At 40.8% G+C, this 14,313-nt stretch carries 13 protein-coding genes and 1 riboswitch; of the genes, 8 read left to right on the forward strand and 5 right to left on the reverse strand.

Annotated elements, in window-relative coordinates; translation table 11 throughout:
* Positions 1-56 precede the first annotated feature (56 nt).
* A complete protein-coding gene (locus HMPREF2571_RS02870) occupies positions 57-722 on the forward strand; it encodes a YwaF family protein (protein ID WP_070847169.1) in 666 nt (221 codons plus the stop codon).
* A gap of 62 nt (positions 723-784) precedes the next feature.
* Here HMPREF2571_RS02870 and HMPREF2571_RS02875 read toward each other — a convergent pair whose 3' ends face one another.
* Positions 785-1,783: a hypothetical protein gene (locus tag HMPREF2571_RS02875; RefSeq protein ID WP_070847172.1), complete on the reverse strand. Its 999-nt coding sequence runs from the start codon at positions 1,781-1,783 to the stop codon at positions 785-787.
* Between the two features lie 318 nt (positions 1,784-2,101).
* On the opposite strand from HMPREF2571_RS02875, the gene HMPREF2571_RS02880 reads away from it, so the two are divergent.
* Positions 2,102-3,646: a peptide chain release factor 3 gene (locus HMPREF2571_RS02880; RefSeq protein ID WP_002884210.1), complete on the forward strand. Its 1,545-nt coding sequence runs from the start codon at positions 2,102-2,104 to the stop codon at positions 3,644-3,646.
* 494 nt (positions 3,647-4,140) lie between these two features.
* Here HMPREF2571_RS02880 and thiT read toward each other — a convergent pair whose 3' ends face one another.
* Entirely contained in the window at positions 4,141-4,716 is a 576-nt protein-coding gene (thiT, locus tag HMPREF2571_RS02885; protein ID WP_049545591.1) for an energy-coupled thiamine transporter ThiT, read from the reverse strand.
* A gap of 80 nt (positions 4,717-4,796) precedes the next feature.
* A riboswitch (TPP riboswitch) is annotated at positions 4,797-4,917 on the reverse strand.
* Between the two features lie 107 nt (positions 4,918-5,024).
* On the opposite strand from thiT, the gene HMPREF2571_RS02890 reads away from it, so the two are divergent.
* The 3 genes from HMPREF2571_RS02890 to HMPREF2571_RS02900 all read left to right on the forward strand — a co-directional run bounded on the left by HMPREF2571_RS02890 (position 5,025) and on the right by HMPREF2571_RS02900 (position 8,104).
* A complete protein-coding gene (locus HMPREF2571_RS02890) occupies positions 5,025-5,405 on the forward strand; it encodes a PH domain-containing protein (protein WP_021152428.1) in 381 nt (126 codons plus the stop codon).
* Positions 5,406-5,417: 12 nt separating this feature from the next.
* On the forward strand, positions 5,418-6,323 hold the full coding sequence (locus tag HMPREF2571_RS02895; protein ID WP_070847175.1) for a magnesium transporter CorA family protein: 906 nt from the start codon (positions 5,418-5,420) through the stop codon (positions 6,321-6,323).
* A 194-nt stretch (positions 6,324-6,517) separates the two neighbouring features.
* A complete protein-coding gene (locus HMPREF2571_RS02900; protein WP_049545589.1) occupies positions 6,518-8,104 on the forward strand; it encodes a degradosome RNA helicase CshA in 1,587 nt (528 codons plus the stop codon).
* Between the two features lie 206 nt (positions 8,105-8,310).
* Here the strand turns inward: HMPREF2571_RS02900 and HMPREF2571_RS02905 are convergent, their stop codons facing one another.
* The 3 genes from HMPREF2571_RS02905 to HMPREF2571_RS02915 are packed head-to-tail and all read right to left on the reverse strand — an operon-like array spanning position 8,311 to position 10,333.
* The gene (locus HMPREF2571_RS02905) at positions 8,311-8,580 is read right to left on the reverse strand and encodes a GIY-YIG nuclease family protein (RefSeq protein WP_008535312.1); all 270 of its coding nucleotides are present in this window, start codon (positions 8,578-8,580) and stop codon (positions 8,311-8,313) included.
* A gap of 3 nt (positions 8,581-8,583) precedes the next feature.
* Complete coding sequence (locus HMPREF2571_RS02910; protein WP_049545588.1) at positions 8,584-9,348, reverse strand: tRNA1(Val) (adenine(37)-N6)-methyltransferase; 765 nt, start codon at positions 9,346-9,348, stop codon at positions 8,584-8,586.
* 49 nt (positions 9,349-9,397) lie between these two features.
* The gene (locus HMPREF2571_RS02915) at positions 9,398-10,333 is read right to left on the reverse strand and encodes a polysaccharide deacetylase family protein (protein WP_049545587.1); all 936 of its coding nucleotides are present in this window, start codon (positions 10,331-10,333) and stop codon (positions 9,398-9,400) included.
* Positions 10,334-10,462: 129 nt separating this feature from the next.
* Here HMPREF2571_RS02915 and HMPREF2571_RS02920 point away from each other — a divergent pair, with 129 nt between their 5' ends.
* The 3 genes from HMPREF2571_RS02920 (at position 10,463) to HMPREF2571_RS02930 (ending at position 14,251) form a co-directional block, all read left to right on the forward strand.
* Complete coding sequence (locus HMPREF2571_RS02920; protein WP_002948862.1) at positions 10,463-11,218, forward strand: lysophospholipid acyltransferase family protein; 756 nt, start codon at positions 10,463-10,465, stop codon at positions 11,216-11,218.
* 107 nt (positions 11,219-11,325) lie between these two features.
* Positions 11,326-12,021: a helix-hairpin-helix domain-containing protein gene (locus tag HMPREF2571_RS02925; protein WP_070847177.1), complete on the forward strand. Its 696-nt coding sequence runs from the start codon at positions 11,326-11,328 to the stop codon at positions 12,019-12,021.
* Positions 12,011-14,251: a DNA internalization-related competence protein ComEC/Rec2 gene (locus HMPREF2571_RS02930; RefSeq protein ID WP_070847179.1), complete on the forward strand. Its 2,241-nt coding sequence runs from the start codon at positions 12,011-12,013 to the stop codon at positions 14,249-14,251. Before HMPREF2571_RS02925 ends, HMPREF2571_RS02930 begins: the two co-directional genes overlap by 11 nt.
* The last annotated feature ends 62 nt before the right edge of the window (positions 14,252-14,313 follow it).

Consider the following 14,313-nt stretch of genomic DNA (forward strand, 5'->3'; position numbering starts at 1 on the left):
CTTTACCCTGAAATTTGATATAATAGCAGGCATAGTAATTTCAGCAGGAGAAGAGAATGAAGGATTTTTTGACAACCACCCAAACTCATCCACCCCAGATACCTTTACCCTATTATTTGCTTATGCTTTTGGCGATGGTACTTCTGAGTTACTTGAGTTGGCGTTGGTATAAGAATAAGATATGGCGTTGGACCTTTCTCACTATCCAAGCCATTCAACTCTTTGCCCTTTATACCTGGTACCTCTGGCAGGGCTTTCCACTTTACATTAGTCTGCCCCTTTACCATTGCCGCATGGCCATGTTTGCTGTTCTCCTCCTGAAAAATAGTAGAATAAAGAGCTATTTCGCTATTATGGGAGTCATCGGGACCTACTGTGCATTGATTTATCCAGTATTTGATCCCTATGAGTTTCCACATATTACAGGCTTTTCTTTCCTAATTGGCCACTATGCCCTACTGGTCAATAGCCTCAATGTCATTTTTAATAGTTATAAAACTCATCCCATCAGCAAGCGGCTGATTGTGGTAGCTACCTTATTACTAAATCTAGCTTTGGTAATAGTTAATCAGACCATCGGTGGAAACTATGGCATGCTTAAACACACACCATTTATTATGGGAACTCCCTTATTTGTCAAATACCTTGCTGTTTCAGGAGCTCTGATTATTCTCATGATAATCCTGAAAAAAGGTCTGGAGCATTTTGAAGACAAATATTAAATAAATGAAGAAACACGCTATCCGAAAGTTGATAGCGTGCTTTTATCTTTTCTAAACCAGACTCAGTTGTTTTTCTTTAGTTTATAAATATCATTTTTCTGGTAGTAGGTGATATCAGTATTTTTAAGCAGTTTTTGATATTTTGGATTATTTAAATCTTTAAGAGTAAAAATTTTGTCTTTCTTTAGATTATTCTTCTCTGAGATGAATTTAGCGCCATGAGATGACATTCTATATAGTTCAACCCCTTTATCATATTTGTCTTCTGGATCGATAGGGTCTTTTGCAGATAAATTGATATCATAGGTTGCTTCGTATTTACCATTGATAAGTACTTTAACTTCAAAACGGTTAGACGAATCTGGAGATTCAAAATAGTATTTATTTTGATAAACGTCAGTAAATTTAATGCTCTCAACATTTTCATAGTTTTCTATAATATCAAGGGCAATCACCTGTTCAACATGTTTGGCGTGTTCTAAAATCTGCTCGTTCCAGTAAATGTGTTTAAAGCCGTCTCTGTTGATAGAGACCTTACGACCGTATACAGTTGGGTTATGTCGATAGCCATAAATAGTCAATGTTGGAAGAACGAGCAGGATTGCCATCGTGCTGTGTAGTATAATTTTGTTTATTTTGATTTTCTTGTTCAGATTAAGACATGACCAAATCCACATAACCCAAAATGGTGGGATGATTAGAGATAGGTAGTAATAGTAATCGTCTAAGGCAAACATAAAACCAAAGAGGTAGACTGCTAGAATTGGAGATAACAATAAGCAAAATATTTCAAGTGCAATCCAAACCGCTTTATGTCCTTTGCCTTTTGAAAAACTTTTACATAAGGCAAAAATATTTAATGTGTAAATAATACTTGGGATCAGAAAAAGGGATAAGGGAAATAAGCAACTGATGATTATAGCTATAATAGCAGTACCTATCCGAATCTGATGTTTTTTCATCCCAAGTGAAGGAAAAACAAGTGAAGGTAAAATCAGAAAGTAGGCATTAAAAATCATTCCCACAAGGGTTACAAAAACAAGTACTCCAACAAATTCCATAACAATCTCCCAATCATTTTATTTGTTTTATTCTAACACAAAACGCTTTCAGAATTGCTTTCACACTGTAATTTGGATATAATAAAAGTGCTGTGCCTGCGAGAATTATCGCAAGCCTTGACAACAAATGTAGCTTTCAAAAGACAGAAATTTTCTGAAAGAAGAGCTACAACGATCTTGCTTTTCGTTCTGGTAAAAACCCTATTGCTATTGGTAGCTCTGGGACATGAGATTTTTGAGATTTACAAAGAAGCTGCTGACATCCATACCACTAAGGAAAAGTAACAAAAAGATAATTTTTAAAGAAGAAAGAAAACTATGAGCATTCAAGACGAAATCAAAAAACGCCGTACTTTTGCCATCATCTCTCACCCCGATGCTGGTAAAACAACAATCACTGAACAATTGCTTTACTTTGGGGGTGAAATCCGTGAAGCTGGTACCGTAAAAGGTAAGAAAACCGGAAATTTTGCCAAATCAGACTGGATGGATATTGAGAAACAACGTGGTATCTCAGTAACCTCATCTGTGATGCAGTTTGACTATGCCGGCAAACGTGTCAATATCCTTGATACCCCAGGGCATGAGGACTTCTCAGAAGATACTTACCGTACCCTTATGGCGGTTGATGCTGCCGTCATGGTCGTTGACTCAGCCAAAGGTATCGAGGCCCAAACCAAAAAACTTTTCGAAGTTGTCAAACACCGTGGTATTCCTGTCTTCACCTTCATGAACAAATTGGACCGTGATGGACGTGAGCCACTTGACCTCTTGGAAGAGTTGGAAGAAGTGCTTGGTATTGCCAGCTACCCAATGAACTGGCCTATCGGTATGGGTAAAGCCTTCGAAGGACTTTATGACCTCTATAACGAACGCTTGGAGCTCTATAAAGGTGACGAGCGCTTTGCCAAGATTGAAGATGGTGATACTCTTTTTGCCAACAACCCATTCTATGAGCAAGCTAAAGAAGATATTGAACTCTTGACAGAAGCGGGTAATGAATTCTCTGAGGAAGCTATTTTAGCTGGTGAATTGACACCGGTCTTCTTCGGTTCTGCCCTTACTAACTTTGGGGTTCAAACCTTCCTTGATACCTTCCTCAAATTTGCGCCAGAACCACATGGCCACAAGACAGTTGATGGCGACGAGATTGATCCTCTTAACAAGGATTTCTCTGGTTTTGTTTTCAAAATCCAAGCCAACATGGACCCACGTCACCGTGACCGTATTGCCTTTGTTCGTATCGTGTCTGGTGAATTCGAGCGTGGTATGAGTGTTAACCTAACCCGTACAGGTAAGGGAGCGAAGCTCTCTAACGTTACTCAGTTTATGGCCGAGTCTCGTGAAAATGTTGAAAATGCCGTGGCAGGAGACATTATCGGGGTTTACGATACAGGAACTTATCAGGTTGGTGATACCCTTACTGTAGGTAAAAACAAATTTGAATTTGAGCCACTACCAACCTTTACGCCAGAGTTGTTCATGAAAGTTTCTGCTAAAAACGTTATGAAACAGAAGTCCTTCCACAAAGGAATTGAACAATTGGTGCAAGAAGGAGCCATCCAGCTTTACACCAACTACCAAACAGGTGAATACATGCTTGGTGCCGTTGGTCAACTTCAGTTTGAAGTTTTCAAACACCGTATGGAAAATGAATACAATGCTGAAGTCGTTATGACACCAATGGGTAAAAAGACTGTGCGTTGGATCCAACCTGAGGACCTTGATGAACGCATGTCATCAAGTCGAAACATCTTGGCCAAAGACCGCTTTGACCAACCAGTCTTCCTCTTTGAAAATGACTTTGCCCTTCGTTGGTTTGCGGATAAATATCCAGATGTAACATTGGAAGAGAAGATGTAATGTACTAAGATTGCTTGGCTGTCTCATAGCCTAAGCAATCTACGCCACGTCCTGTGGGACCGTGGCTAAGTCCCTTACTAACTCGAAAACGGAAAATTATCGTTTCCGTTTTCTCATGTCGTAATACTATGTATAGTTTAAGTAAATCGTTCATCTTTTGCCGCTAGCCCCTATCTTGTGGCTAGCTAACCGTCTCACTAACTACGTCAGCCGAATAATATCGATTCGTCTGACTTCGTGTCGTAATATCTTAATGATGTTATTTATGAAGTGTTCTATGGGACCGTGACTAAGTCCCTTACTAATTCGAAAACGGGAAAATAACGTTTCCGTTTTCTCATGTCGTAATACTATGTATAGTTTATGTAAATCGTTCATCTTTTGACGCTAGCCCCTATCTTGTGGCTAGCTAGCCGTCTGACTTCGTGTCGTAATATGTTATGAAAACAAGAAAAACCATAGGACTTCCAATTAAGACTGTCCTATGGTTTCTTTTATTTTTCTGTATTGAGTAATCTGCCTAGGAATCGTTGCAGGGCGAAGAAAACAATAAGGCTGGCCAATGTTTCTCCTAGGAAAGATGAGCTATTGACAATGAGTGAATAGAGATAAGGGCTTTGTCCTTTAGGGGCATAGCTTCCCCAAAAGATGACACCGGCTATAAAGTGAATGAGGTAACGAGCAAAGCTACCAAGCAGAATCCCCCAAGTGATATACATCAGAGACTTAACTTTATGGCCTTGTTTAATGGCTTTATCAAGGGCTGGTTTGACCACACCACTGATACCAATCAGACTAAAGGCGACAAAGTACTCCAGAAAACCTTGTGTCAAGGTCAGCCAACCACCGGCTGCTTGTCCTGTGACTACTTGGAGAAGCCCCCAGATAAGACCGCCCATAGCACCAGCTTTTAAGCCCCAGCGAAAACTGAGGAGAAAGATGGGCACCATCTTAAAGGAAAGGGAAATCCAAGGGCCTAGTGACATGGGCTGAGTAACTAGGTCCAGGATATAAGCAATGGTTGCAAAGAGTGCAACCTCAATCATTGGTCGAATACTTGTTTTCGACATAAAAAAACCTCCTATACCAATCGTCTTGATTGGCTATTTTTGCCACATCAAAACGTTGTCATAGAAGTTCTTCTATTTCAATCTATTTTGAGACACATCCCTACGCAGGTCCTAACCTGATCAGGTGGTAAGAGTTTAGGCAAGTCTTGAAGAAAAAATTCAAGCTAGCCATTCTCAGCAATTGCTCCTCTTGTGACTCCTTAATTGTACTACTAGAAACCCATTTCTGCAAGTGTCTGAAATCCTAAAATTGTGGTATAGTTAAAGCAAGGATTATCTTTAAAATACAATAAAAAGGAGAAATAACTATGGGACTTTTTTCAGGACTGCTTGGCAATGCGTCTAAGAAAGATAATGATAAGGTTGAGCGTCAATTGGAGGGTATCTTAATTCCAGGTGAACAAGTGGAGTTAGCCTATGTCCTTGTTCGTGACCTGATTGTCTTTACAGAGAAACGCTTGATTTTAGTCGATAAACAAGGTGTTACAGGGAAGAAGACTTCTTACAAGTCTATCCCTTATCACTCAATCTCTCGTTTCACTGTAGAGAGCTCGGGCCACTTTGACCTAGATGCTGAACTTAAGATTTGGATTTCATCAGCACTGGAGCCTGCAGAGGTCCTTCAATTTAAGAGTGATAATAATGTATTTGAAATCCAACAAGCTTTGGCAGCAGCAGTGCTTGAGTAATGAGGAAGAAAAATGTTTATTGAAAAAGAACTGGGTTATAAGCGTCACTGGATTAATATTGACTCAGATATTATTTCTGAGCAATCCTATCTTTATACCAAGTATGATATTGATCAGGAAACCATAGAGTATGCCTTGGATAAAAATGAACGAGCCCACATGGATTACAACCGTGAGACTGGGACAATCACCTTTATCTATAATGTTCTGGCGCTTGAAAAGGACAAGGAACACTATGAAACCATTCCTCTGACCTTTATTGTTCAAGATACACGTTTGGTGACCATTAGTAACGAGGATAACGCTTATGTGATAAGCAAGATGCAAGATTATGTGGATAACCATGAGGATTTGTCTATCTACAAATTGCTCTTTGCAGGACTTGAGATGATTTCAAATGCCTACTATCCCGTCATTGAACGTTTGGATCAGCAAAAGGATGAGGTTAGTCGACGCCTAAGACAGACAACGACAAGTAAGAATCTTTACGACCTTTCAGATTTGGAAACAGGCATGGTCTATTTGGTGGCTGCAGCCACACAAAACCGTCTTCTATTGGAACACATCAAGGGGCACGCCATTTATCGTCGTCTCAATGAGGTCGAAAAAGAACAGTTTGATGATGCCATGATTGAAGCTAGACAGTTAGTAGCCATGACGGACCTCATTTCTAAGGTCTTACAGCAATTATCAGGTTCTTATAACAATATCCTAAACAACAACCTGAACAACAACTTGAGCAATCTGACCATTATTGAGGTACTCTTGGGAGTGCTTGCCGTTATTACCGGTTTCTTTGGGATGAATGTTCCTCTACCGTTTATGACTGTCAGTCTAGCCTGGATTTTCATCATTATCGGTAGTGTGATTCTTTGTTTGGTCTTGGCCCGCTACCTGCGTTGGTTGGTCCATAAATAATAATTAGTGAGTGAAACCGTCTTCTCAAATTGAAGGCGGTTTTAAAACGTTATTTTCTGTCTTTTTATTTCTAAATATGATAGACTAGATGAGTTGTTAAAATAAACGACTATTAAATACAGGTAGTTAAACTACTACACAACCAAGTCTCATAAGGTGGCTTCGCACCGCCTTCAAATAGAAAGAAGAATACTTTGAAATTTACAGATTTAAACCTATCAGAAGACATCCAATCAGCTGTTGTAGCTGCCGGTTTTGAAAAGCCATCACCTATCCAAGAGTTGACGATTCCACTGGCTCTTGAAGGTAAGGATGTTATCGGTCAGGCCCAAACTGGTACTGGTAAAACAGCTGCCTTTGGTTTGCCTACCCTAGATAAAATTCGTACAGAAGAAAATACAATCCAAGCCCTTGTGATTGCCCCAACACGTGAGTTGGCAGTGCAATCTCAAGAAGAGCTTTTCCGTTTTGGCCGTGATAAGGGCGTTAAGGTTCGCTCAGTCTACGGTGGCTCTAGTATTGAGAAACAAATTAAGGCCCTCCGTTCAGGTGCCCACATTGTTGTAGGGACACCAGGTCGTCTCCTTGACCTTATCAAACGTAAGGCTCTGAAACTCAATAATATCGAGACTTTAATTTTGGATGAAGCTGATGAAATGCTTAACATGGGCTTCCTTGAAGATATTGAAGCTATCATTAGCCGAGTACCAGAAGAACGTCAAACCCTTCTTTTCTCAGCAACTATGCCTGATGCCATCAAACGTATTGGTGTGCAGTTCATGAAAGATCCTGAGCATGTGAAAATCAAGGCTAAAGAATTAACAAATGTTAACGTTGACCAATACTTTATCCGAGTGAAGGAACAAGAGAAGTTTGATACCATGACCCGCCTTATGGACGTTGACCAACCAGAATTGTCAATTGTCTTTGGACGTACCAAACGTCGTGTGGATGAGTTGACACGTGGTTTGAAACTTCGTGGTTTCCGTGCAGAAGGTATCCACGGTGACCTTGACCAAAATAAGCGTCTTCGTGTTATCCGTGACTTCAAGAACGACCAAATCGATATTTTGGTTGCGACAGACGTTGCAGCGCGTGGTCTTGACATTTCAGGTGTCACTCACGTCTACAACTACGATATTCCACAAGATCCAGAAAGCTACGTTCACCGTATTGGACGTACAGGACGTGCAGGCCAATCAGGTCAATCTATTACTTTCGTAGCACCAAATGAAATGGGTTACTTGGGAATTATCGAAAACTTGACTAAGAAACGCATGAAAGGTCTTAAGCCACCAACAGCTCAAGAAGCCTTCCAAGCTAAGAAGAAAGTTGCCCTTAAGAAAATCGAACGTGACTTTGCGGATGAAGCTATCCGTTCTAACTTTGACAAGTTCAAAGGTGATGCGGTTAAATTGGCTCAAGAATTCACTCCTGAAGAATTGGCACTTTACATCTTGAGCTTGACCGTTCAAGACCCAGAGACAATGCCAGAAGTGGAAATTGCTCGTGAAAAACCATTGCCATTCAAACCATCAGGTGGTGGCTTTGGTGGTAAAGGCGGCAAAGGTGGCCGTAGCAACCGTGGTCGCGATAACAACCGTCGTGGTGGATACCGTGGCGACCGTAACCGCGATGACCGAGACGGTGGCCGTCGTGACTTCAAACGCAAGTCTAAGAAGAATAGCCGTGACTTCGAAAACCATGGCAACAAACGCCCACACCGTACCTCAAGCGAGAAGAAAAACGGCTTTGTTATCCGTAACAAGGGTGATAAATAAACAATGAAAACGCTCTATGAAAATAGAGCGTTTTTTTATATACCTATTTTTTGAGACTTCCCTTAGGTGAGTGCGGACGTCAGCGAACTTTTTCAAAGTTCCTAATTATAGTATTTTTTTATGAAAGCGCAAACATTTTAAGTGTAAAATAGTTATTATTAGAAAGTAGAAGTAGTAGTCTCAAGTAAATTCAAAAAAACACACGGTTATTTTTCCGTGTGTTCTTTGATATAGGCTAGTTTTTTCTCTCGGCTTTTTTTCTTAAAGAGTGCTTCGGCGCTCATGGCTTCAGGCTTGCTAGCGAAGGCTTCTGAGTAGAGGAGTTTAACTGGTAGGCGAGCTCTGGTATACTTAGCGCCCTTGCCTGAGTTATGGGTTTTGAGGCGGCGTTCGACATCTGTGGTGTAGCCTGTATAGAGGGTGCCATCAGCACACTCAACCACATACATGTAGGCCTTGCTATCCTTTTCTGTCATCGTTTAGGACTCACCCTCAGTCTTTTTTCCAAAGTAAATCTCATAAATTTCGTCAGTATAATCGCCATTTTCCTTATGCACAAAGAGTGGTGGAAGGATTTTCAAGCCATCTGTCGAGCCGTCTTTAATGGCTTCAATCAGGAGCATATTTGCCTCACGTCCCATCTTAGGATAGATAAACTGGATGCGTTTAGGTGCTAGATTATACTGGCGCATGGTGTCGATGATATCCAAAAAACGATCTGGGCGATGTACCATGGCAATGCGTCCATTGGATTTGAGGGCATGACGAGCGACCTGGCAAATTTCCTCTAGATTGGTTGTGATTTCGTGACGGGCCAAGAGGTAGTGCTCGGACAGATTCTTCTTGGACGTTTCTGTCGCCTTAAAGTAGGGTGGGTTACAGAGAATAAGGTCCACCTGAGATCGTGGAGCATGGTCAAGCAAATTTTTCAGGTCGTCATTAACAACGGTCACCTGGTCCTCTAGTTGGTTAAGAGTGACGGAACGTTTAGCCATGTCAGCCAAGCGTTCTTGTAGCTCAACCAAGGTAATTGGTGCTTCAGTTCGTGTACTAGCAAAGAGGCCAACGGCACCATTTCCCGAACAGAGGTCGACGATTAACCCCTTCTTTGGAATTTTTGGGAATCGCGAGAGGAGGACACTGTCGATAGAATAGCTGAAGACCTCCTTATTTTGAATGATTTTTACATCTGTGGAGAAGAGTTGGTCAATGCGTTCTCCATCTTTTAAAATTGGGTTTGTCATAGCTTTTATTGTAACAAAAAACAGCTCCCAAAGGAACTGTTGTGAGTGATTACTCTAGGACACCAAAGGTGTAACCTTGATCTTTGAAGTATTCGATAATTTGTGGAAGGGTCTGAACTGTGAGCTCCTTACCAGCAGTGTCGTGCATAAGCACAACCTTAACATGACTCTCAGGGAAATATTTTTGTGAACCATCCAAGTAGGCCATCATGGTTTCAGATGTCGTTGGGCGAACAGAGGCTGGTTCTGCATCACCACAAAGCATGTTCCAGTCAATCCACTGGACACCTTCCTTGGCGAGAGCTTGGTCAGTACTTTCTAAACCTTGCCATGACATATGACCACCAGGATAACGGAAGATTCTTGTCTTGAAGTCTTTACCTAGGATGGCTTGGAAATTAGCCATGGTTTGGTTAACCTCAGAAACAATCTGACTTTGATTAGGAACACGTCCTGGATAAAGGAGATTAAAGTTATGGCTGAGGCTATGGTTGGCAATCGCATGTCCTTCTGTAATTTGGCGTTTGAGGATGTCCGCATTTTCTTGTGTAATGGTGTAACCAATGTGGAAGAATGTGGCGTGAACACCGTATTCTTTCAAAATACTCATGACTTGTGGGGTCAGTGTTGGATCAATCCCATCGTCAAATGTTAAAAAGACTACCTTGTCGTCGATATCCTGAGACTGGCCTCGAATAGTGTTATTCACAGCAGTAACATCGTAAGCATAGTCAGAAGCTGCAATGCTGTGGTTACTACCTTTCTTGAGTTGTGTTTCATCATCTTCTTTAGCTTTTTCTGAAGATGAGCTTGTGCTATTAGCGACTTGTTCAGTCTTTTCAGCCTTGGCTACTTGTTCAGATTTCGTGTTATGGCGTTGGAATAGGACAAAGCCTAGGATAGCCAGAACAGCCAAGTTTGCAATAATAAGGCAAAGATTAAGTGCCTTTCGATTTTTCCCTATAATCTCAATACTTTTTTTCATAGTTACATTATAGCTCAAACTATTAGAAAGTGCCACACCATTTTCAATAGTTTACATAGAAATTCGATGAAAAAAGCGCTCCTTTTTTTGGTATAATAGTAAAAAACTTGTAGAAAAAGAGGTAAAAACGTGTTTTACGCTTATTTACGTGGGCTTGTTGTCTTCCTTCTATGGATTATCAATGGGAATGCCCATTACCACAATCGCGATAAATTATTGAACAAGGACGAAAACTATATCTTGGTTGCTCCGCACCGAACTTGGTGGGACCCTGTTTATATGGCTTTTTCAGCTCGTCCTAAGCAGTTTATTTTCATGGCTAAGAAAGAACTCTTCAAGAGTCGTATCTTTGGTTGGTGGATCCGTATGTGCGGAGCCTTCCCAATTGACCGTGAAAATCCTGGTCAAGAAGCTATCAAGTACCCTGTTAACATGCTTAAGAAGAGTAACCGTAGTTTGATTATGTTCCCAAGTGGTAGCCGCCATTCATCTGATGTTAAGGGTGGGGTTGCAGTTATCGCTAAGATGGCTAAGGTTAAAATTATGCCGGTTGTCTATCAAGGACCTCGTGAACTCAAGGGGCTCTTGACAGGTGAACGTGTGGATATGAACTATGGTAATCCCATTGATATTTCAGATTTGAAGCGTTTGAATGACGAAAATATCCAAGAGGTTGCTCGTCGTATCCAGTCTGAATTTGATCGCCTTGATGAGGAAGCTTTGAGCTATCAAACAGGCAAGAAACCCAATCCTTTGACTTATATTTACCGAGTACCCCTCGGTATTGTGGCTATCATTGCGGTACTTTTGACCATGGCTTTCTCATATGTAGCTAGCTTTGTTTGGAATCCTGAAAAACACCGTGCCAAAGAAACTCAGAAATAAGCTAAAAACTCTATCAGACATAGATCTGATGGAGTTTTTTACTTTTTGATGTATTTTTAAAATTTTTTACGAATAAGAAAGAAAATATATCAATTAAGGAGAATAGCGTGAAGGAAAAGATTCTAGCCTATATCAAAGATAATCGTCTGTTTGTGAGTGTCATCGCTGTACTAATGGTGATTTTTTGCTTCTTTCTATGGATGACTTGTGGTGCCGGCAACAGCATGGAGGCGGAGACGTCTTATACAGATGTGACAACATTGTCAACCTCCTCATCCAAAGAAGGGTCAAAATCACTTACTGAAGTGTCTTCTCAGTCAAAGACTGAAGAAAGTGAAAAGGATAAGTCAAAAGTAACAGTGGATGTTAAAGGAGCCGTAGTCAAGCCAGGGGTTTATACGCTAAAAGCGGGCACTAGAGTGACTGACGCCATCAAAGCCGCTGGGGGAATGACCGAGGATGCGGATGCTAAGAGTGTTAATTTAGCCGCAAGCTTGTCAGATGAAGAGGTTATCTATGTGGCAACTAAGGATGAAAACCTTTCTGTCCTTGGTCAATCAGGAACTAGTCAGGTGTCTGACAAAGGAGGGCAAACTAATGCTAAGGATGGGAAAATTAACTTAAATACAGCGACTGCAGAGGAATTGCAAACCATTTCTGGAATTGGAGCTAAGCGAGCAGAGGATATCATCGCCTATCGCGAAAGTCATGGTGGCTTTCAGTCCGTAGATGACCTGAAAAATGTTTCAGGAATTGGTGATAAAACGTTAGATAAAATCAGAGAGTCCATCTATGTGGCTTAAAAAAGCGCCAATCAGTCTTTTTTCCTTGTCTCTTTTAATAGCTGCCCTTTATTTTACGATTTTTGTTACTAATGTTTATGCTATTGGGACTTTTGTCTTTCTGATGGTCTGTTTTTTGAAGCATCATTGGAAGAATAAGACAGCCCTAAAGTTGGTGGGACTTGTAGGTAGTTTCTTTTTGGTCTACTTTTTATTCTTGCATCATAGAGCTAGCATACAAGATAAACAAGCCCCTGTTGAAATCAATCAGGTGACTCTGGTTGCTGATACGCTATCGGTTAATGGTGAGCAATTATCCGCTATCGGTAAGGCCAAGGGACAAACCTATCAGGTCTTTTACCGACTCAAATCTGAGAAGGAGCAGCATTTTTTCAAGACTACTAGTCAAACGCTAGTATTAAAAGGGAAAATTACGTTAACCCAAGCAACTGGTCAACGTAATTTTCAAGGGTTTAATTATCAGTCTTATCTAGCCAGTCAAGGTATTTATCTAATCGCTCAGATTGAGCGCTTGGACCAAGTAGTACCTCAAAAATCTCTATCTCCCCTAGCTTTTTTCCATCAACTGAGGAGGAGGGCTTTGGTTCATATCCAGACGCACTTTCCTAGTCCTATGAGACACTATATGACAGGCCTACTCTTTGGGTATTTGGATAAGGAGTTCGATGAGCAGAGTCAGCTTTACACAAGCCTAGGTATTATTCATCTATTCGCACTTTCGGGGATGCAAGTGGGCTTTTTTCTGGGATGGTTTCGCTATGGACTCCTACGCTTGGGCCTTCCTAAAGATTATCTATTTATTATCTTGCTACCTTTTTCCTTATGCTATGGCTTAATGACAGGTTGGACAGCTTCAGTCCTACGTTCCCTGATTCAAAGTTTGTTGGCGGAGTTTGGTATTAAAAAACTGGATAATATGGGAATAACCTTACTTCTATTGTTTCTCTTTTTACCTCATTTTCTTTTAACAGTGGGAGGTGTTTTAAGTTGTTCCTATGCTTTTTTGTTGTGTTTGTTTGATTTTGAGGAGATGTCATCTCTTAAAAAGTCAATCTGTATGAGCTTGGTATTGAGTCTTGGGATTTTGCCTTTTCTAACTTACTATTATGGGACCTTTCAACCGGTGAGTTTAATTCTGACGGCGATATTTTCCATAGTCTTTGATAACTTTCTCTTGCCTGTCTTGACGGTCTTCTTTGCCCTTTCAGGACTGGTAATCTTTTCTCAAATCAACCCACTTTTTGAATGGATGGAGACCTTTTTGACTTGGATACAATCTTGGATAGGCCAGCCATTAATTTTAGGGAAACCTAGTTTGTTACAGTTTAGCTTGATGATAGCTGTATTGGTTATGCTCTTTGATTTTTGGAAAAAGCCTCAGTTTAGGATTTGCCTTTTGATGATTTTTGGTCTTTTGATGGTCTGGGTCAAACATCCTTTAACCAATGAGGTGACTATGGTTGACGTTGGTCAGGGAGATAGTATTTTTCTGAGGAGTATGAAAGGCGATACCATCCTAATTGATGTGGGTGGCAAGGTGACTTTCGGTTCAAAGGAAAAATGGCAGGAGGGGAGCCAGACGAGCAATGCAGAGAAAACCTTGATTCCCTATCTACAGGCTAGAGGAGTGTCTCAAATTGATCACCTGGTCCTGACGCATACGGACACAGACCATATTGGTGATTTGGAAGAAGTGGCCAAGAGGTTTAAGATTAAGGAAATCTGTGTCAGTCAGGGGGCTTTGACTAAACCTAGTTTTGTTAAAAGACTTCGGACCTTAAAACGACCAGTTCACACTCTAAAGGCTGGCGACAAATTACCCATGATGGGAAGTAAGCTACAGGTTCTTTATCCCAATAAAATTGGTGATGGTGGTAACAACGATTCGATAGTTCTTTACGGAAAACTATTAGGAAGCAGTTTTTTGTTTACTGGTGATTTGGAAAAAGAAGGAGAGGAGGAGCTGATGGCCAGCTATCCAACTTTAAGGGCAAGCGTCCTCAAAGCTGGACACCACGGTTCAAAAGGCTCATCGTCTGAAGCTTTTTTGGATCAGTTGCACCCCTCCCTTGCACTTGTTTCAGCTGGTGAGAACAATCGTTATAAACATCCAAATGATGAAACATTAGAACGTTTTAAGCAACGTCACATTAAGGTTTTACGAACAGATAAAGACGGAGCCATACGTTTTAAGGGTTGGTTTAAATGGTCAAGTGAAACTGTCCGATAATTGTTAGAGTTCTTAATTTGTCATGCACCTCAATCTATGGTAGAATGTAAAGGCTAATATTC

This window comes from Streptococcus sp. HMSC068F04, from assembly GCF_001837455.1.
Classification (GTDB): Bacteria; Bacillota; Bacilli; order Lactobacillales; family Streptococcaceae; genus Streptococcus; species Streptococcus salivarius_D.